The sequence below is a fragment of the Streptomyces longisporoflavus genome (genome assembly GCF_014649775.1).
In the GTDB taxonomy this organism is placed as follows: Bacteria; Actinomycetota; Actinomycetes; order Streptomycetales; family Streptomycetaceae; genus Streptomyces; species Streptomyces longisporoflavus.
In genome coordinates this window covers 113,329-132,194 of the sequence record NZ_BMTR01000001.1, presented here as the reverse complement: position 1 = coordinate 132,194, position 18,866 = coordinate 113,329, and the positions used below count along the sequence as shown (strand labels likewise).

Annotated in this window: 20 protein-coding genes; 13 read left to right on the top strand and 7 right to left on the bottom strand. The window is 70.8% G+C overall.

Translation table 11 applies throughout. The features are described from left to right. Positions 1-309 precede the first annotated feature (309 nt). The 4 genes from IE226_RS00675 to IE226_RS00660 all read left to right on the top strand — a co-directional run bounded on the left by IE226_RS00675 (position 310) and on the right by IE226_RS00660 (position 4,542). Positions 310-1,197 (top strand): Gfo/Idh/MocA family protein, encoded by an 888-nt coding sequence (locus IE226_RS00675; protein ID WP_190078928.1) that lies wholly within the window; start codon positions 310-312, stop codon positions 1,195-1,197. Between the two features lie 492 nt (positions 1,198-1,689). Beyond that, positions 1,690-2,511: an MmyB family transcriptional regulator gene (locus tag IE226_RS00670; protein ID WP_190078927.1), complete on the top strand. Its 822-nt coding sequence runs from the start codon at positions 1,690-1,692 to the stop codon at positions 2,509-2,511. 119 nt (positions 2,512-2,630) lie between these two features. Next, positions 2,631-3,671, top strand: a complete 1,041-nt coding sequence (locus IE226_RS00665; protein WP_190078926.1) for a 3-oxoacyl-[acyl-carrier-protein] synthase III C-terminal domain-containing protein — start codon at positions 2,631-2,633, stop codon at positions 3,669-3,671. Positions 3,672-3,753: 82 nt separating this feature from the next. Beyond that, positions 3,754-4,542 (top strand): GNAT family N-acetyltransferase, encoded by a 789-nt coding sequence (locus tag IE226_RS00660; RefSeq protein ID WP_190078925.1) that lies wholly within the window; start codon positions 3,754-3,756, stop codon positions 4,540-4,542. 165 nt (positions 4,543-4,707) lie between these two features. On the opposite strand, the gene IE226_RS00655 is transcribed toward IE226_RS00660, so the two are convergent. The 4 genes from IE226_RS00655 to IE226_RS00640 all read right to left on the bottom strand — a co-directional run bounded on the left by IE226_RS00655 (position 4,708) and on the right by IE226_RS00640 (position 7,827). Beyond that, positions 4,708-5,256, bottom strand: coding sequence for an isochorismatase family protein (locus IE226_RS00655; RefSeq protein ID WP_190078924.1), 549 nt, complete (start codon positions 5,254-5,256; stop codon positions 4,708-4,710). Between the two features lie 42 nt (positions 5,257-5,298). Further along, complete coding sequence (locus IE226_RS00650) at positions 5,299-6,699, bottom strand: MFS transporter (RefSeq protein WP_229870285.1); 1,401 nt, start codon at positions 6,697-6,699, stop codon at positions 5,299-5,301. After that, entirely contained in the window at positions 6,696-7,139 is a 444-nt protein-coding gene (locus IE226_RS00645) for a MarR family winged helix-turn-helix transcriptional regulator (protein WP_190078923.1), read from the bottom strand. The genes IE226_RS00650 and IE226_RS00645 overlap by 4 nt, the downstream gene beginning before the upstream one ends. A 124-nt stretch (positions 7,140-7,263) precedes the next feature. Continuing rightward, positions 7,264-7,827, bottom strand: coding sequence for a TetR/AcrR family transcriptional regulator (locus IE226_RS00640; RefSeq protein ID WP_190078922.1), 564 nt, complete (start codon positions 7,825-7,827; stop codon positions 7,264-7,266). A gap of 147 nt (positions 7,828-7,974) precedes the next feature. Here IE226_RS00640 and IE226_RS00635 point away from each other — a divergent pair, with 147 nt between their 5' ends. Then, positions 7,975-9,444 carry an MFS transporter gene (locus tag IE226_RS00635; RefSeq protein WP_190078921.1) on the top strand — a complete coding sequence of 490 codons (1,470 nt, stop codon included), beginning with the start codon at positions 7,975-7,977 and terminating at the stop codon, positions 9,442-9,444. Positions 9,445-9,533: 89 nt separating this feature from the next. On the opposite strand, the gene IE226_RS00630 is transcribed toward IE226_RS00635, so the two are convergent. Then, positions 9,534-10,760 (bottom strand): acyl-CoA dehydrogenase family protein, encoded by a 1,227-nt coding sequence (locus tag IE226_RS00630; protein ID WP_190078920.1) that lies wholly within the window; start codon positions 10,758-10,760, stop codon positions 9,534-9,536. A 168-nt stretch (positions 10,761-10,928) separates the two neighbouring features. On the opposite strand from IE226_RS00630, the gene IE226_RS00625 reads away from it, so the two are divergent. Then, a complete protein-coding gene (locus IE226_RS00625) occupies positions 10,929-11,576 on the top strand; it encodes a TetR/AcrR family transcriptional regulator (protein WP_190078919.1) in 648 nt (215 codons plus the stop codon). A gap of 31 nt (positions 11,577-11,607) precedes the next feature. Here the strand turns inward: IE226_RS00625 and def are convergent, their stop codons facing one another. After that, positions 11,608-12,147 (bottom strand): peptide deformylase, encoded by a 540-nt coding sequence (gene def / locus IE226_RS00620; RefSeq protein ID WP_190078918.1) that lies wholly within the window; start codon positions 12,145-12,147, stop codon positions 11,608-11,610. A gap of 142 nt (positions 12,148-12,289) precedes the next feature. On the opposite strand from def, the gene IE226_RS00615 reads away from it, so the two are divergent. From IE226_RS00615 to IE226_RS00595, 5 genes are all read left to right on the top strand, one after another. Further along, positions 12,290-13,528, top strand: coding sequence for a MurT ligase domain-containing protein (locus IE226_RS00615; RefSeq protein ID WP_190078917.1), 1,239 nt, complete (start codon positions 12,290-12,292; stop codon positions 13,526-13,528). A 40-nt stretch (positions 13,529-13,568) separates the two neighbouring features. Continuing rightward, on the top strand, positions 13,569-14,297 hold the full coding sequence (locus IE226_RS00610; protein ID WP_190078916.1) for a type 1 glutamine amidotransferase: 729 nt from the start codon (positions 13,569-13,571) through the stop codon (positions 14,295-14,297). 142 nt (positions 14,298-14,439) lie between these two features. Next, on the top strand, positions 14,440-15,465 hold the full coding sequence (locus IE226_RS00605) for a 6-phosphofructokinase (protein WP_190078915.1): 1,026 nt from the start codon (positions 14,440-14,442) through the stop codon (positions 15,463-15,465). Positions 15,466-15,580: 115 nt separating this feature from the next. Next, positions 15,581-16,531: a cytochrome c oxidase assembly protein gene (locus IE226_RS00600; RefSeq protein WP_190078914.1), complete on the top strand. Its 951-nt coding sequence runs from the start codon at positions 15,581-15,583 to the stop codon at positions 16,529-16,531. An 85-nt stretch (positions 16,532-16,616) separates the two neighbouring features. After that, a complete protein-coding gene (locus tag IE226_RS00595; RefSeq protein WP_190078913.1) occupies positions 16,617-16,778 on the top strand; it encodes a hypothetical protein in 162 nt (53 codons plus the stop codon). A gap of 73 nt (positions 16,779-16,851) precedes the next feature. Here the strand turns inward: IE226_RS00595 and IE226_RS00590 are convergent, their stop codons facing one another. Further along, positions 16,852-17,268 (bottom strand): SSI family serine proteinase inhibitor, encoded by a 417-nt coding sequence (locus tag IE226_RS00590; protein WP_190078912.1) that lies wholly within the window; start codon positions 17,266-17,268, stop codon positions 16,852-16,854. A 267-nt stretch (positions 17,269-17,535) separates the two neighbouring features. Here IE226_RS00590 and IE226_RS00585 point away from each other — a divergent pair, with 267 nt between their 5' ends. Beyond that, positions 17,536-18,264, top strand: a complete 729-nt coding sequence (locus IE226_RS00585; protein ID WP_190078911.1) for a lysophospholipid acyltransferase family protein — start codon at positions 17,536-17,538, stop codon at positions 18,262-18,264. A gap of 73 nt (positions 18,265-18,337) precedes the next feature. Beyond that, positions 18,338-18,838 (top strand): YbaK/EbsC family protein, encoded by a 501-nt coding sequence (locus tag IE226_RS00580; protein ID WP_190078910.1) that lies wholly within the window; start codon positions 18,338-18,340, stop codon positions 18,836-18,838. Positions 18,839-18,866: the final 28 nt, after the last annotated feature.

Sequence of the window (18,866 nt, the reverse complement as noted above, 5' to 3'; positions counted from 1 at the left end):
GAGAATGCCGCCGAAGGCCAGGACCGGAACCGCCGGACGGGAGCGTATGCCCGCGCCGTCCGCGGCAGACATCGGGACGAGCTTCATGATCTCTCCAGCGCGGGCGCAAAGACCCAAGGGCCGAAATGCAGGCGAAGCGAGGTGAATATGAATTCACCATAGCGGGTGAACGGGCTTTCACTGCTGCCGCGTTCGGAATCGATATCCAGCCATCCGTGACTCGGACACCGCGGTGAAGTACAGCCAACTTCCTTGCGCGCACTGGGCATGGCCACCGCGGACGGTTTGGAGTCAGCCATAATGCCGTTCATGAAGAGACTGCGAATTGGGCTGGTCGGTACGGGCTCCTGGGCCTCGTCCACGCACGCTCCGGCGCTCGCCGCGCATCCGGACGTGGAGTTCAGCGGCGTATGGGGCAGGCGGTCCGACGCTGCGTCCGCCCTTGCGACGGCGCACACGACCCTTTCGTACGCGGACGTGGACGAGCTGTTCGCCGCGAGCGACGCCGTGGCGTTCGCCGTGCCGCCGGACGTGCAGGCACCGCTGGCCGCGCGGGCCGCGGCGGCGGGTTGCCATCTGCTCCTGGACAAGCCGGTGGCGACGACGGTGGCCGCGGCACGTGACCTCGCGACGGCGGCCGAAACGGCCCGGGTGGCGTCCGTCGTCTTCTTCACGCTGCGCTTCGCCCGACCGACGTCGGCCTGGGTCACGGAGCAGGCCGCGACGCCGGACTGGTTCGCGGGGCGCGCCGACTGGTACAGCTCGTTCTACGCGCCGGACGGAACCAGCCCGTTCTCCTCGCCGTGGCGGGCGCAGCGCGGCGGCCTGTGGGACGTCGGCCCGCACGCCCTGTCCGTCCTGATGCCGGTGCTCGGCGATGTCACCGCGGTGACGGCGGCGCCGGGGCGGGCGGACCTGGTGCATCTGATCCTGCGGCACAGCACGGGGGCTTCGAGCACGGCGACACTGAGCCTGACCACGCCGCCGAAGGCCTCGGGGGTGACGGTGGAGCTGCGCGGCGAGACGGGAACGGCCCTGATGCCGTCCGGGGGCGGGGCGCTCGACGCGTTCCGCTCGGCGATCGACGCGCTCCTCGTTTCGGCGCGATCCGGCCAACCGCACGCGTGTGACGTGCGGTTCGGTCTGCGCGTGACGGAGATCCTGGCCGAGGCGGAGAAACAGCTCCCGGCCACTTGAGCCGACCGGCTCCCTGCCGGAAATGCCCGGCAGGGTGCGCCGGGCCGGTCGACTTGCAAAACCGCCCGGGACAACTGTGGGCGGCCGGTACCGTGGCCGCTACGTGATGGCGAGTGACGGCACCGGCCGCAGCCAGTGGGCCAGGGAACCGATTCGGGAAGTCATACGTCGTACGTCCCGAGTGCGGCGATTCCGACCACACACATCGGAATACGAACAACCGATCCATACTCTTCCCGCAGCGGCCCCGTAGGCCTAGGGGGTATCCCGCGCCGGGGAATTTCAGCCAATTTCAAGCTCCCCGAACAAGATGCCCCACAGTTGTGTCCGCGTGCCCACCGACGATGGAACTCGCAGGTCGGCGGTCCCGCTTGGTCCATGATGCCGCATCGACTGATCGTTTTTCTTCGGGCAATCTTTACTACCAAAGCTGGTGAGAATATTTAGACTGCTGATGCTCAACTCGGCGTGCACCAAGAGGGATTACCCACCATGAACAAGACGGCGCTCCGCGCTCTGCTCCGCGAACGACGCGCCCTCATTGCCCCCGAATCACATGGCTTCAGCCGCCCCACGGGCCAGGGGAGACGCGCCCGCGGCCTCTCCCAGCATCAGGTGGACCAGCTGTTGCACCGCGCCATCGGCACGTATCACCGCCTGGAGTCGGGGAGCTATCCCAATCCGCCCACGACGCTGCTGAGGGATGTCGCGAGGCTATTCGGGCTCAATGAACAGGAATGGGTGTCGCTGAACCGCTTCGCGCTGCTTCAGGATCCGCCGGGGCCGCTGCATCAGTCGTCCGGTAAAGAAGTGCCGGGTGTGTGGCAGGAAGCGGTCGACGGCATCAGTCACATGGCGTACGTCACCGACGCGTCCTGGGACATGCTGGCCTACAACGAGCCCCTGGCTTCCATGTTCCCCGACGGGAACGTGCCCGCCAACACGATGCGCTGGATGGTTCTCGACGCCCACGGGCGCGAGGCCCTGATGGACTGGCATACGGCCTGGGCCCCCATGGTGCTCCCCCAACTGCGCGCCGCGCTCGCCTCCCGCCCCGATGACGAAGTCCTGCGGCAGATAGAGAAGGAGGTGCTCGCGGACCCCGAGACCGCCGACCTCTACAACGTCGGCGTCTCCTATCCCCACCCCGACGGCGACGAACGGCCGTTGCTGCACCCGCAACTGGGACCGGGCTGGGCGAGCATGTGTACGGCCCAGCCCCTGACCGCCCCCGGCGCACGCCTGATGATTCTCGTGTTCCGGCCCGGACAGCGGCGCTCCCACGCGCGCGCACCCATGCTGCGCGTGCGCTGACGCCCCGTCATGTCACATATGTGCCGGTACTGCCTCCTGATGCATACGGAGACGAGTGCAGTCGGGTGAAGTAGGTTGTGGCGACCCCCCTAGCCCACTTAACCCCGGGGAGTCACCTCGTGACCGCTCATGTCTCCAGACCGCAGACAATCGTCGGTGATCACAAGGTCACCACAGCCGAGATAGCCGACGACATACGCTCGCACCACCCCGAGCACCCCCGCCTCGGCGCCTTCCTTCGTGTCATCGGCAACTGCGGTGTGCACACCCGCTACTTCACACGGCCGCTCGATGCCCCCACCATCGTCGGCGACGCCGACATCGGTGACCGTGCCCGCGCGGCCTTCGGCGACGCGCTGACCATGGCCGAGCGTGCCGCACTCGCGGCTCTCGACACGGTCGGTCTCGCGGCGAAGGACATCGACGCGATCGTGACCACGCATACCACCGGCTGGGCCGTCCCCAACCTCGACATGCACCTCATCGCCCGGCTCGGGCTACGCCCCACCGTGCGTCGCATCGCGCTCACCACCCTGGCCTGCCCGGGCGGCACCCAGTCCCTCATACGGGCCGCCGATCTCGTCGCCGCACGGCCCGGCAGCAAGGTTCTCGTGGTGGCGGCCGAGGTCATCTCCAGCGTCTATCACCACAGCGACACCGGTATCGAAGCGATGATCTACAAGGCGCTGTTCGGTGACTCCGCCGCCGCGACCGTCGTCTCCGACGTACCGCTGGGCCCGGGAATCGCGATCGACGACTCCTTCGAGTACGTTCTGCCGGACAGTCTCGACCGGCAACGCGGCCGCATCTCTCCGTCCGGATTCCACTTCGACTCCACCAAGAAGGCGCTGACCGCGGCCGACGACGTGCTGCCCCAGCTCATGGAGTGGGTGGGTCCACAGAAAGTGGACTTCGCCGTCATCCACCCCGGCAGCCCCCGCATCATCTCCGACACCACCGCCGCCCTCGGCCTCACGCCCCACGATTCGCGCCACTCGACCGACACCCTCGCCGACGAGGGCAACCTCGGCGGCGTCAGCGTCCTGCGGGTCCTCGAACGCACCCACGCCGCCGCCCCCGCCGACGGCGCCCGCGGCGTCATGGTCGCCTTCGGGCCCGGCTTCGCCACCGCGGCGCTGCGCTGTCGCTGGCAGGGCTGACAGGCGGGCAGGACGGCCAGTCCGGGCGGCCCGGCACGGTAAATCGGTTGCCACACCCCCTCGGCGCTGTTGAAGTGCCCGCATGGATCACGAAGCGGTACTGGCGACCTACGACCGGCAGCTCCGACGCGATGCACGGACGGACAGCCCGGGCGCGCGCGTCGAGCGGGCCGGGGGCGTCGTCCGGCAGGTCGGCACCGAGCACGACTGGAACGGCGTCCACTGGGCGGACGTCGACGAGACCACGGCGGACGGCGTGATCGCCGAACAGGTGCGGTACTACACCGCCCTGGGCCGCGAGTTCGAGTGGAAGCTGCACTCCCACGACCGCCCCGCAGACCTGGCCGACCGGCTGCGGGCGGCCGGGTTCGTCCCGGAGCCGCCGGAGACCGTGCTGGTCGCCGAGGTCGCCGGCCTGCCCACGGAGACGGAACTGCCCGAGGGGATCACCCTGCTGCCGGTGACGGACGCGGCCGGCGCGCGGCTGATGGCCGAGGCCCACGACGCGGCGTTCGGCGACGACGGCTCGGGGCTCGGCGAGCGGCTCGCCAAGCGGGTCCTCGCCCAGCTGACCGAGACTCCGGACGCCGTCGTCGCGGTGGTCGCGATGGCGGGCGATACGCCGGTGAGCTCCGCGCGGATGGAGTTCTGCCCCGGCACCGACTTCGCCGGCCTCTGGGGCGGTGGCACCGCACCGCGGTGGCGGGGCAAGGGCATCTACCGCGCCCTGGTCGCCCACCGCACCCGCATCGCCGCCGAACGCGGCTACCGCTACCTCCAGGTGGACGCCACCGAGGACAGCCGCCCGATCCTGCAGCGCCTGGGCTTCGCGGCGCTGAGCGTGACGACGCCGTACGTCTACCGGCCCTGACGCCCCGGTAGACGTACGGCCCCTGGCGTCCTGTGATTGCGGCGCCGTACGAGCGGGTCCTGGGGCAACTCGGCTGCCGGGCCAGGGTCGTTGTCATGCCGCCGGTCCAGAAGCCCGGGCCGGACGGAGAACGGCGGAAGTGGTCGTCGGCCGCGGTCCGAGCGGCTAGAGCAGCTTCGCGATCGCCTCCGCGGTGTCCGCCTCGCCGAGCTTCGGGAAGATCTTCTCGATGCTGTTGCGGTGGGCGTCGGCGTCCATGTCGGTCACGGCGTCGACGGCGACCGTCACGTGGTAGCCGTGCTCGTGCGCCGAGCGGGCCGTCGACTCGACGCCGATGCTCGTCGCGATGCCGGTGACCACGATCTGGGTGACGCCGCGGCGGCGCAGCTGCAGGTCGAGGTCGGTGCCGTAGAAGGCTCCCCACTGCTGCTTGGTGACGACGATGTCGCTGTCCTGCCGGCCGAGTTCGGGGACAAGGTCCGCCCAGTCGGCGGGCACGTCGCCGCCCCGGGCAGGTCCTTCGGTGCGTCCGGGGGCGCCGCCGGTGACGCGGACCAGGACGACGGGCAGGCCGCGCTCGCGGAAGGCGTCGGCGAGGCGCGCCGACCTCTCGACGATCTCCGCGGCGGGGTGGGCCGTGGGCAGGGCGGTGATGCCCTTCTGGAGGTCGACGACGACGAGGGCCGTGGTGGGGTCGAGGGTGGTGGCAGTCATGGCTCGGTTCTCTCTTGTACGGGGGTGGGGCCGGGGAGTTGGTCAAGTGCGGGCGCGCAGGGCCCGGTCGGTGAGGGTCAGGACGACCAGGGCGAGTGCCAGGACGGCGCCGACCGCGCCCATCAGGTGCAGTCCGGCGTCGTCGGCGCGCTGCCCGTAGGCGAGGCCGATCAGTCCGGACGCGGCGATGGCGCCGATGTACTGGGCGGTGCGTTGCAGCCCCGCGGCGGAGCCGATCGCGTCGGCGGGGGCGAAGCTCTGCACGGCGGCCTGGTTGCCGGTGCCCATGAGGCCCTGCGGAATGCCGAAGCAGGCGCCGGCCAGGAGCAGGACGGCGAGCGGTGTGCCGCCGGAGGTGAAGAAGAGCAGCGCGCTGCCCACGACGAGCAGCACCGAGGCGGTGCTCAGCGGGGCGCGGATGCCCTTCGTGCGGGCGCCGATCAGCGAACAGGCCAGTGCCGCGAGGGACATGGGCAGCATGACGAGCCCGGTGTGCAGGGAGGAGAGGCCGCGGGCTTCTTCCAGCCACTGGGTGAAGCCGTACATGACGCAGTACACGACGAGGTAGCTCAGGCCGTGCCGCAGGTAGGTGCGGGCCAGGGCGTGGTTGCGGCCGAGCATGCGCAGGTCGATGAAGGGGTGCGGGTGGCGCAACTGCCACCAGGTCAGCGCGGCAGAGAGCGCCGCCACGGGGGCGAGCAGCCACCACTGGGGGTGCGCCAGATCGAGCAGGAAGACGACGAGGCAGGTCAGGGCGGTGCTGAAGAGCAGTATTCCGAGCGGGTCGAGTGTGCTCGTACCGCTGCCCTTCTCGCGCGCGGCCCGTGGTCCGTCCGCCGGTATCCAGCGAAGTGCGCAGCCGAGGGCGATGAGGGCGACGGGGACGTTGACCGCGAAGATGCCGCGCCATCCCGCGGTCGCGACGAGCAGCCCGCCCAGTGTGGGTCCGACGGCCGCGCTGCCGAGCGCGGCGAAGGAGAGCCGGCCGAGGACGGTGCGCGGCGTCGGGCTGCCGAGCCTGCGTGACTCGTCGCGCAGGACGGCCATGGCGGCGGGGTAGGCCGCCGACGTACCGATGCCGAGCAGCAGGCGCGAGACGAGCAGCCACGGGAATCCGGGGGCGAACGCGCCCACCAGGCCGGAGGCGACGACGACCACGAGTCCGCCGATGAAGACCCGGCGCGGCCCGATGCCGTCGGCGAGTTTGCCGAGCACCGGCTGGGAGACGGCGCTGGCGAGGTACAGGACGGAGACGAGCCAGGCGGTGTCGGCGGCGCCGACGCCGAACTCGTGCCCGATGGCCACCAGGGCGGTGGAGATCATCGTGGTGTTGAGCGGGTTGAGCAGCGAGCCCAGGAGGAGGGGCGCGGTGAGCCGTGCCCCGAAGGCGGGACGCCCGCCCGGCGCCGTGGGCCGGGCCGGGGCGTCCGGCTTCGTCCTCACTTCTGCGCCAGCCGCTCCAACAGCACGATGGCGTCGGCCAGTCGGCGGCGCTCCGCCGGGTCGAATCCGTCGGCGAGAGCCGTGGAGAGCCAGTCGTGCTTGGCGGCGCGCATCTCGGTGAGGGTGCGGTGTCCCTGGTCGGTCACGGAGACGACGGACTGCCGCCCGTCGTCGGGATCGGGTGCCTTCTCGACGAGACCCATCTCCTCGAGGGCGGCCACGGTCAGCCGCATGGACTGGGGCCGCACGAGCTCCTCGCGGGCCAGGCCCGCGGTGGTGGCGGGGCCCCCGCGATCGAGGCGGGCGAGCACGGAACGCTGCGTGGGGCTGAGTCCGGTCGCCGGTGTCACGCCGCGCAGGCGTCGCACGAGGCGCCGGACGACGTCCGACAGGTCGGCGGCGATCTGCTCGGGAGCCGAGTCGTCGGAGGGTGCGCTCATGTGCGCCACCGTACGAGTTCGACAGGCAGCCTTGCAAGTTTCCCTGTCGATCCTGGGCCCCCTTTCGCCCCCTCCATAGCCCCGGCACCGCGCCCGAGGGGCGGTCGCCGGAACCGGGGCGGGGTCACAGCACTCGGTCGACCAGCCCGTCGACGTAGTCCGGGGTGAGCCCCATGCCGAACAGGACGCGGATATACATCGGGGCCATGATGTGGTCCAGCACCTCGAATGCGTCGGGTGCGTCTTCGCCGCGTTCCCGTGCGCGATCGAGCATGGACTGCAGTTGCCGGGTGCGTTCGTCGCGGATGGTGTCACGCGCCTGCACGCCCTGTTCCCCGGTGCCGGACAGAGCGAAGGCCAGGCGCAGCAGCGCCAGACCGTCGGGCCCGGTGATCTCGCGGGCCACCTGGGCCGCGTAGGTGCGCAGGTCGCCGGCCAGGCTGCCGGTGTCGGGCATCGGCGACTGCGCGTTGAGGCGGGTGAGCGCCACATCGGTGAGCAGGGCCTCCAGGCTGCCCCACCGGCGGTAGATGCTGCTGTCCGCCACGCCCGCACGGGCCGCGACGTCGCCGACCGTGAAGTTGCCGTAGCCGCGCTCATTGATCAGGTCGGTGACGGCCTGGTGCACCTGCGCGCCGACGCGGGCGCTGCGCCCGCCGGGCCGTCGGGCCCGCTCTGGTTGATTCATGACCCCCACATTAACGCAGTCACCACTTGCGTTTGCGAGGCGGCCCTCCCTATAGTCTCCTAACGCAGTCGCCAACTGCATTAGAGCGCGCGAAGGCCGACCCCGTCGGCCGTAGCGGGGCGCGATCAACCATCGAGGGGAATCTGCATGGCCGCATCGCCAGCGACCGTAGGCAGCGGGCCGAACCGGAGCGTGCTGCTCGCGGTGACCTGCCTGGGCCAGTTCATGGTCCTGCTCGACAACACGATCGTCGGGGCCGCGCTGCCCGACATGCAGCACCGGCTGCACACTCAGCTGACCGGTCTGCAATGGATCGTCGACGCGTACGTACTGCTGGTCGCCATGCTGCTGCTGGCGGGCGGTGTCTTCGCCGACCGGTTCGGCCGCAAGCGGGTGTACCTGACCGGCGTCGCGGTGTTCACCGTCGCGTCGGTCGTGTGCAGTCTCGCGCCCTCGGTCGGCTGGCTGGTCGCCGGCCGGGTGCTGCAAGGCATCGGGGCCGCGGCGCTGAGCCCCGCCTCGCTCGCCCTGCTCGTCGCCGCCCATCCCGTGCCGCAGGAACGCGTCAAGGCGATCGGGCTGTGGGCCGGGTTCAGCGGAATCGGCCTGGCCGCAGGACCCGTGGCCGGCGGCGTGCTGACGGAAGCCTTCGGCTGGCCCGCCATCTTCCTGGTCAATCTGCCCATCGGCGTGATCCTGCTGCTGGTCGGTCTGCGCAGCCTCCAAGAGACCCGCAATCCCGGCGCCCCCGCGATCGATGTGCCGGGGACGGTGCTGTCCGTTCTGGGGGTCGGGGTGCTGACCTACGGGCTGATCGAGGGCGGCGCCCGCGGCTGGACGGCGCCGGTGATCCTGGGCAGCTTCGCCGCCGGGGCTCTCCTTCTCGGCGCCTTCGTCGCCGTCGAAGCGCGCCGGTCCGCTCCGATGCTGCCGCTGCGACTGTTCGGGCAGCGCCTGTTCACCGTGTCCAACACCGCCATGATCGTGGTGGGGTTCGCGCTCATGGGTTCGTCGTTCTTCTTCTCCCAGTTCTTCGTGTACGTCCAGGGCAGCTCGATCCTGGGCGCCGGCCTGCAGACCCTGCCGATGTCCCTCGCCATGGTCGTCGTCAGCCCGTACGCGGGCCGGCTCGCCGCCCGGTACGGCTTCCGTGTCGTGGTCACCGTCGGCCTGGCCCTGGCCGGCCCGGGACTGCTGTCGCTCGGCATGGTGCACGCCGACACCGGCTACGGGAACGTGTGGTGGCGCCTCGCGGTCATCGGCACCGGCTTCGCCCTGACCCTGTCCCCGCTGACGGGAGCCGCCATCCAGGCGGTCAGCCCGCAGGAAGGCGGCCTCGCGTCCGGCATCATCAGCACCACCCGGCAGCTCGGCGCGGTGCTCGGCGTGGCGGTACTCGGAGCCGTCGTCCGCACCCGGCAATCCGGCGGCGCCTCCTTCGAAGCCGGCCTCAACAGCGCCTTCCTGGCCGCCGGCGCCGTCACTTCTGTCACCGCCGTGTTCACCGGCCTGTGGCTGGCGAGGTCCAAGCCCGCGAAAGACGCCGCGGCGCCGCGGCGTGCCACCGGTCCCGGTGCGGTCACCACCCCGGACAAGGCGTCCGCGAACAGCCGCTGACGGCGACACCTGGCCCGGCCCGGAGACAAGCCGCCCCCGCCGCGGAAGCGGCGGGGGCGGCTATGTCACGTACATCTACATCGTGCGCGCTAGCGGATCGGCATCCCCGACAACGTGCGCGCGATCACCAGCCGCTGGATCTCGCTCGTGCCCTCGAAGATCGTGTAGATCGCGGCGTCACGGTGCATGCGCTCCACCGGGTACTCGCGGGTGAAGCCGTTGCCGCCCAGGATCTGCACCGCCTGAGCGGTGACCTTCTTGGCGACCTCGCTCGCGTAGAGCTTGGACATGGAGCCCTCGGCCGACTCGAACTTCTTGCCCGTGCTCGCCATCCACGAGGCACGCCATACGAGCAGACGCGCCGCGTCGATCTGCGTACGCATGTCGGCGAGCTGGAAGGCGACGCCCTGGTTGTCGATGATCGGGCGGCCGAACTGCGTACGCGTCTTGGCGTACTCCAGGGCCTCCTCGTACGCGGCACGGGCCGTGCCCACGGCCATGGCGCCGACCGCGGGACGGGACGCCTCGAAGGTGGCCATCGCCGCGTTCTTCACGCGCTCGCCGCCGGTCTTGGCGCGCTCGCGGGCGCGGGCGAGACGCTCGTCGAGCTTCTCCTTGCCGCCGAGCAGGCAGTGGCCGGGGACGCGGACGTCCTCCAGGACGACCTCGGCGGTGTGCGAGGCGCGGATGCCGTGCTTCTTGAACTTCTGGCCCTGGGAGAGGCCGGGGGTGTTCGGCGGGACGATGAAGGAGGCGTGCCCCTTGGAGCCGAGCTCCGGATCGACGACCGCGACGACGACGTGGACGTTGGCTATGCCGCCGTTGGTCGCCCATGTCTTGGTGCCGTTGAGCACCCACTCGTCCTTGGCCTCGTCGTAGACGGCGCGGGTGCGCATCGCCGCCACGTCGGAGCCCGCGTCGGGCTCGGAGGAGCAGAAGGCGGCGACCTTGACGTCGTTCACGTCGCCGTACATCTGCGGGATCCAGGTGCCGATCTGCTCCTCGGTGCCGTTGGCGAGGACGCCGACGGCGGCCAGGCCCGTGCCCATGATGGACAGGCCGATGCCCGCGTCACCCCAGAAGATCTCCTCGGTCGCCATCACGATGCCGAGGCCCGTGGGGTCGAAGAACTGCTGGGCGTAGAAGTCGAGGGAGTAGATCCCCAGCTTCGCCGCCTCCTGGATGATCGGCCAAGGGGTCTCTTCGCGCTCGTCCCATTCGGCGGCCGCGGGGCGGATCACGTCAGCGGCGAACCCGTGGAGCCAGTCCCGGACCTCCTTCTGTTCGTCGTTGAGCTCCATGGTGAACTCGGCCATGACCCCTCCAGGACCTGCGATGCAGACATACGTTACTTGCGGTAACTGGAGTCTGTTACTGGCGGGTAGCCGATGTCAACTCCCGGCCGCCCGTTCGATGGCCGCTTCGCGCGGGGTGTTACGTTGCGCGGTGCGGGGCGCAATCGCATGGGCGGGGAGAGAATCGCTATGGAGACCACCACACAGCAGACCGATCAGCAACGGTCTGCGCAGCAGCGGCGGCGCGAGTTGCTGGAGGCGGCCGACCGCGTGGTCCTGCGCGACGGCCCCGGCGCCTCGATGAACGCCATCGCCGCCGAGGCCGGCATCACCAAACCGATCCTCTACCGCCACTTCGGCGACAAGGGCGGCCTGTACGCCGCGCTGGCCAAGCGGCACACCGACGCGCTCCTCGACTCACTGCGCGCCGCCCTCGACGCCCCGGCCGACCGCAGGGAGCGGGTCGAGCAGACCCTGGACACCTACCTCGCGGCGATCGAGGCCCGCCCCCAGGTCTACCGCTTCCTCATGCACCCCTCGGACAGCGCGACGCCGGGCGAGCAGGGCTTCGACGTGGGCCTGCACTCCGCCCCCGTCCTGCGCCGCATGGGCGAGGAGCTCGCGCAGGTCATAGAGGAGCGCGTCGACCTCGGCCCCGGCAGCGCCCAGCTCGCGCGCGTCTGGGGACACGGCATCGTCGGCATGATGCACGCGGCCGGCGACTGGTGGCTCGGCGAACGGCCCTGCCCCCGCGCGGAGTTGGTCAGCAGCCTGGCCGACCTGCTGTGGGGACGACTCGCCGCGGCGGGCGACCGCGTCGGCGGCCCCGGCTTCTGACCACCGGCAATCCGTCCGGCAACCCCGGAGGTCAGCTGCTCCAGGACGCCCTGGCGGCGGCGCGCAGGACCCTGCGCCGCCGCCAGCCGGTGACGCGATCGGTGTAGACGCCGCCCTCCAGGTGGTCGCACTCGTGCTGCAGACAGCGCGCGAACCAGCCGGTGCCGTGCACCCGCACCGGCTCCCCCCGCATGTCCAGGCCCTCCACCACGGCGTGGTCGAAGCGCGGCGTGACGGCTTCGAGGCCCGGCAGCGAGAGGCAGCCCTCGGGCCCGCGCACACTGACCCCGTCCGTCTCCACGAGGCGCGGGTTCACCACGTACCCGAGATGACGCACCTCGTCGTCGTCCGGGCAGTCGTACACGAAGACCCGCCGGCTCACGCCGATCTGGTTGGCGGCGAGGCCCACGCCCTCGGCGGCGTACATCGTGGCGTACATGTCCTCGATGAGCCGCGCCAGTTCGGGGCCGAAGTCGGTGACCTCCTCACAGGGCTTGTGCAGCACGGGGTCACCGAGCAGTGTCAGAGGTCGTACGCGCCCCGAGGCGCCCGGGATCGAGCCGTGTCGCATGGCCGCAAGGGTACGGTCCTTGAAAAGCCCCGGGGTCGGGGAGGTGCCGCGGTTCGGGCTTGTGAGTGGATCTCGATAGGCTGAGGTTCATCGCGTTGCCGGGGGCAGGCGCGGCGCCGTAAGCAAGGAGGATCCAGAACTGATGGCAGGCAACACGGACCCGCTGTCGCCGCGGGCCAAGCTGGCCGTGACGGCGGGCAAGGCGGCCGCGGCGGTATCGCGCGCGGCGGGCCGCGGCAGCGGATCGGTGATCGGCGGCCGCGTTTCACTCAAGCTCGACCCCGACCTGCTCGGGCGTCTTGCCACGCACCTGGACGTGGTGCTCGTCTCCGCCACCAACGGCAAGACGACCACGACCCGGCTGCTCGCGGAGGCGCTGCGCGCAAGCGGGCCCGTGGTGTCGAACGCGCTGGGCGCGAACATGCCGGCCGGCATCACCTCGGCCCTCGCGGGCGGCTCGGACGCCCGGTTCGGCGTGATCGAGGTCGACGAGAAGTACCTCGCCGGTGTCGCGCGCGATGTCGAGCCGAAGGCGATCGCGCTGCTCAACCTCTCGCGCGACCAGCTGGACCGCGCCGCAGAGACCCGCATGATGGCGGAGAACTGGCGCGAGGGCCTGGCCGGTTCCAAGGCCGTCGTGGTCGCGAACGCCGACGACCCGCTGGTCGTCTGGGCGGCGTCCTCGTCGCCGAACGTGGTCTGGGTGGCCGCGGGCCAGGAGTGGAAGGACGACGCCTGGTCGTGCCCCTCCTGCGGCGGCGTCATGCAGCGCCCCGGCGACGACTGGTTCTGCGGCGAGTGCGGCTTCCGCCGCCCCGCGCCCAGCTGGGTGCTCTCCGGCGACCACGTCCTCGACCCGCACGGCTCGGCCTGGCCGATCCATCTGCAGCTGCCCGGCCGCGCGAACAAGGCCAACGCCACCACGTCGGCCGCCGTCGCCGCCGTCTTCGGCGTACCGCCGCAGGTCGCCCTGGAGCGGATGTACCAGGTGCAGGCCGTCGCCGGACGCTATGACGTCGTGCAGTTCCAGGGCCGTGACCTGCGCCTGCTGCTCGCGAAGAACCCGGCGGGCTGGCTCGAAACGTTTTCGCTGATCGACCCGCCGCCCACCCCGGTGGTCCTCTCCGTGAACGCCCGCGGCGCCGACGGCACCGACACCTCCTGGCTGTGGGACGTCGACTACACCCGCCTGGCCGGTCACCCGATCTTCGTGCTCGGCGACCGCAAGCTGGACCTCGCCGTGCGTCTTGAGGTCGCGGGCCTGGACTTCCGGGTCTGCGAGTCCCTCGACGAGGCCGTGCAGCTCGCGCCGCCCGGCCGGATCGAGACGATCGCGAACTACACCGCGTTCCAGGACCTGCGCCGCCGCGTCGGCAACTGACCCCACCGGACCCTCTAGACCCTCGTAGGGACGAATGAGCATGAGCGACAACAGCCTGCGGCTAGTGTGGGTCTACCCCGACCTGCTCAGCACGTACGGAGACCAGGGCAACGCCCTGGTCGTGGAGCGCCGCGCCCACCAGCGTGGCCTCCAGGTCGAGCGCTACGACGTGCGCAGCGACCAGCCGGTGCCCACCTCCGGCGACATCTACCTGATCGGCGGCGGCGAGGACCGCCCGCAGCGCCTGGCGGCCGAGCGGCTGCGCCGCGACGGCGGGCTCCAGCGGGCCGTGGGCAACGGCGCGATCGTCTTCTCGGTGTGCGCGGGCTACCAGATCCTGGGCCAGGAGTTCATCAACGACCTCGGCCAGCGCGAGCCGGGCCTCGGCCTGCTCGACGTGATCTCCACCCGCGGCGAGGGTGACCGCTGCGTCGGCGACGTCCTGGGCGACATCGACCCGCAGCTGGGCCTGCCCCCGCTGACCGGCTTCGAGAACCACCAGGGAATCACGCACCTCGGCCCCTCCGCACGGCCGCTCGCACGCGTCACGCTCGGCCGGGGCAACGGCACCGGCGACGGCACCGAGGGCGCGTACAACGGCACCGTCTTCGGCACCTACATGCACGGCCCCGTCCTGGCCCGCAACCCGCTGATCGCGGACCTGCTCCTGAAGCTGGCCCTCGACGTGAACGCGCTGCCGCCGACGGACGACCGCTGGTACGAGGCGCTGCGCGCCGAGCGCATGAACGCGGCGCAGCAGCCCGCCTGAAGCCCTTGCCGCACAGGTGAGCGGCGCAGTCCAGCAGTCGGACGCCCGGTACGGCCCCGCCCCCTGACGCCTATAGGGTGGCGGGGTTCAGCCGGACGACGTGGTCCGGACTTCGGCCCACGTTGCAAAGGTATTCCGGGCTATGCGCATTGGTGTCCTCACCTCCGGCGGCGACTGCCCCGGTCTGAACGCCGTCATCCGTTCGGTCGTGCACCGCGCCGTCGTCGACCACGGCGACGAGGTCATCGGCTTCCACGACGGCTGGCGCGGCCTCCTCGAATGCGACTACCGCAAGCTCGACCTGGACGCGGTGGGCGGCATCCTGGCCCGCGGCGGCACGATTCTCGGCTCCTCCCGTGTCCAGCCCGCGCACCTGCGCGACGGCGTCGAGCGGGCCAAGGGCCACCTCGCCGACCTGGGCCTGGACGCGGTCATCCCGATCGGCGGCGAAGGCACCCTGAAGGCCGCCCGCCTCCTCTCGGACGCCGGTCTGCCGATCGTCGGCGTACCCAAGACCATCGACAACGACATCGCGGTCACCGACGTGACGTTCGGCTTCGACACCGCGGTCGGCGTGGCCACCGAGGCCCTCGACCGCCTCAAGACGACCGCCGAGTCGCACCAGCGGGTCCTGATCGTCGAGGTCATGGGCCGGCACACCGGCTGGATCGCGCTGCACTCGGGCATGGCCGCGGGCGCGCACGCGATCGTCGTGCCGGAGCGCCCCTTCGACATCGAGGAACTGGCGCGGAAGGTCGGCGAACGCTTCTCCGCGGGCAAGAAGTTCGCCATCGTCGTGGCCGCCGAGGGCGCCAAGCCGCGCGAGGGCTCCATGAAGTTCGACGAGGGCATCAAGGACATGTACGGCCACGAGCGGTTCGCCGGCATCGCCCGCCAGCTCTCCATCGAACTGGAGCAGCGCCTGGGCAAGGAAGCGCGCCCGGTGATCCTCGGGCACGTCCAGCGCGGCGGCACCCCCACCGCGTACGACCGTGTGCTCGCCACCCGCTTCGGCTGGCACGCGGTGGAGGCCGTGCACCGCGGCGAGTTCGGCAAGATGACGGCGCTGCGCGGCACGGACATCACGATGGTCCCGCTCGCCGAGGCCGTCGAGACCCTCAAGACGGTGCCGGACGAGCGCTACGCCGAGGCGGAGTGCGTCCTCTAGACACAGGCCCTGTTTCACTGCTCAAGGAACGGCCCCCGGACGCGTCGGCGTCCGGGGGCCGTTCTAGTCTGGTGCGGACACACAGCGCACAACCGCACGAATCAGGAGCCAGTGGATGGATCACAGCGGGCACGGCATGAACATGGATCTGCCGCCGTTCACGCTGGGGCGCGGGCTCGAACTCTCGGCCGACCCCTTCTTCCTCATCGGCTCCCTGGCGGCCCTCGCCCTCTACGGCTGGGGCGTGGTCCGGCTCGTACGGCGCGGTGACAAGTGGCAGGTCGGCCGCACCATCTCGTTCGTGGCGGGCGTGCTGACCATCATGCTCGTGATGTGCACCAAGCTGAACGACTACGGCATGGTCATGTTCAGCGTGCACATGGTGCAGCACATGGTCATCAGCATGCTCTCGCCGATCCTGATCCTGATGGGCGCCCCCATCACCCTCGCCCTGCGCGCGCTGCCGGTCGCCGGCCGCGGCCGCAAGGGCCCGCGCGAGTGGCTGCTGTGGGTCCTGCAGAGCCGCTACATGCGGATCATCACGCACCCCGCGTTCACGATCCCGCTGTTCATCGCGAGCCTGTACGCGCTGTACTTCACCCCGCTCTTCGACACCCTGATGGGCTCCAAGGCGGGCCACATCGGGATGATGGTGCACTTCCTCGCTGTCGGCCTCGTCTTCTTCTGGCCGATCATGGGCGTCGACCCGGGGCCGCACCGGCCCGGCTACATCATGCGGATGCTGGAGCTGTTCGCGGGCATGCCCTTCCACGCGTTCTTCGGCATCGCGCTGATGATGGCGTCCGAGCCGATGGTCGGCACCTACAAGAACCCGCCCGCCTCGCTCGGCATCGACGCGCTCTCCGACCAGACCGCCGCCGGCGGCATCGCGTGGGCGTTCAGCGAGGTGCCCTCGGTGCTCGTGCTGCTCGCGCTGCTCTTCCAGTGGTACCGCTCCGAACAGCGCCAGGCACGGCGTACGGACCGGGCCGCCGACCGTGACGGCGACAAGGAGCTGGAGGCGTACAACGCCTATCTCGCCTCACTGGCCGCGCGCGGGCGCTAGCGGCAAAGGGTCATCACGGGCGAGGATGGTCTCAGGCCGCGGTCTTGGCGTCGAGGCGTCGGGGCTGCCGGGAGGAGGCAGGGCGATGCCTGATTCTACGAAGACGATGGGTGTATTCACCATCGGAGGCTTGGTCGCGGTGACCGCTTACACGGTCGCGCTGGGGAGCAACGGCTGGCTGTGGTTCGGCTGGGTCGTCATCGGGATGCTCACGCTGGCGATGGTGCTCTCGCGCAGCACCCCCTGAGGGGTGCCGCGCGGCAGCGAGGAAAGGCGCGGGACGGCACGGCGCGGCACGGAGCGGCGCCGCACGACGCCGCTCAGAAGCGGAAGACGGCGCCCGTCGCATATCCCATCTCACAGGCGTTGCCATAGGTCTTGTGCCAGCTCACCGGCTTGCCGCGGTGGGTGCCGGTGGCGCTCACGGTGACCGGCGCGTACTGCTTGGTGCAGATGCCCTTCTTCGCCGGCAGCGCGTCGAAGTCGCCCTTCGCCGCGTCGATGGCCGCGCAGGCCTCGGCCGCGTGCGGGTGGTGCCCGGGCCGCTCGGTCGCGCAGTCGATGAGCACGCCACGCACCCAGGCGTTGTTCTCGCCGGTGACGGTGAGGAAGATGCCGGTCGACCGCGCCGGGACCGCCCCGTCGGCCGCGTGGGCGGGTGCGGCCACGGCGAGGGAGATCAGCGCGGCGGCGGCGACCGCGAGGGGGCGCGGGCGGTGCGTGGGACGGGGACTCATGGGGACCTCCTGGAGCGGTGACAGAGCGGTGACGTGCTGCGTCACGGGAAGTCCAGGCCACCCCGCCCGTCCGCCGCCGACCCGGCCGACACGCCGGGCAGTCACCCGTACGAGTCCGGGCCGGAGCCCTGACGGGCCCGCCGCCGCCCGCAGGCTTCGCTCCCTTCTCCCGCGGGGGTCCCGCACCTAAAATGACCGCTGCGCGAGGACCCGTGACCTGCGACGACGCAGCACCCAGGCCGGTCCACCTACGTCAAGGAGCAACGGGTGTTCTACTACCTGCTCAAGTACGTCGTCCTGGGGCCGCTGCTGCGGCTCATGTTCCGGCCGCGCATCGAGGGGCTCGAGCACATACCGGAGACCGGCGCGGCGATCGTGGCGGGCAACCACCTCTCGTTCTCGGACCACTTCCTGATGCCCGCCATCATCAAGCGGCGGATCACCTTCCTGGCGAAGGCCGAGTACTTCACCGGCCCCGGGCTCAGAGGCCGCCTCACGGCCACCTTCTTCCGGAGCGCGGGACAGATCCCGGTGGACCGTTCCGGCAGGGAGGCGGGCCGGGCCGCGATCCGCGAGGGGCTCGGCGTACTCAGCAAGGGTGAGCTGCTCGGGATCTACCCGGAAGGCACCCGCTCCCACGACGGGCGCCTCTACAAGGGCAAGGTCGGCGTCGCCGCGATGGCTCTCAAGGCACAGGTACCGGTGATCCCGTGCGCGATGATCGGCACGTTCGAGGCGCAGCCGCCGGGCCAGAAGGTGCCGAACTTCCAGAAGGTCTCCATCCGCTTCGGCGCCCCGCTGGACTTCTCGCGCTACGCGGGCATGGAGAACGAGAAGGCGGTCCTGCGCGCGGTCACCGACGAGATCATGTACGCCATCCTCGGGCTCTCCGGACAGGAGTACGTCGACAAGTACGCCGCGGTCGTGAAGGAGGAGGAGGCGGAGCGGGCCGCCGCCGCGAGCAGGCGCAAATTCCCCCGCATGCCGCTCAGTTGATTTCCTGGCGTACGGTCTGACCAGGAGCGGCCGGCGCGGACCTGACGCCGGCCGGGCACCAGGGGAGACACGGATGAGCGAGCACGGCCTGTACACGAAGCTGATCGGGCTGCTCGAGGAGCGGGGCGCGGCGTTCCGCGTCATCGAGCACGAGCCCGAGGGCGCCACCGAGGCGGTCAGCGCGCTGCGGGGCAACACCCTCCAGCAGGCCGCCAAGTGCATCGTGGTGATGGTGAAGATCGGCAAGAAGACGAAGCGATACGTCCTCGCGGTGGTGCCCGGCGACCGGCGCGTCGATCTGAACGCGGTCAAGCAGCTGCTCGGCGGGACGTACGCCGGCTTCGCCACGCAGGAGGCGGCCGAGCGGCTCGCGGGCAGCGTGAGCGGCACGATCCTGCCGTTCTCCTTCGACCCGGATCTCGAACTGGTCGTGGATCCGGCGCTGCTCGTCCACGAGGAACTGTTCTTCAACGCGGCGCGCCTGGACCGTTCGCTGGCGCTGCGGACCGCGGACTTCGTGTCGATCGCGGAGCCGCGTACGGCCGTGATCGCACAGGAGGCGGCAGCGTTGTAGGACCGTCCCGCGGCAGCGTGAAGGGGGC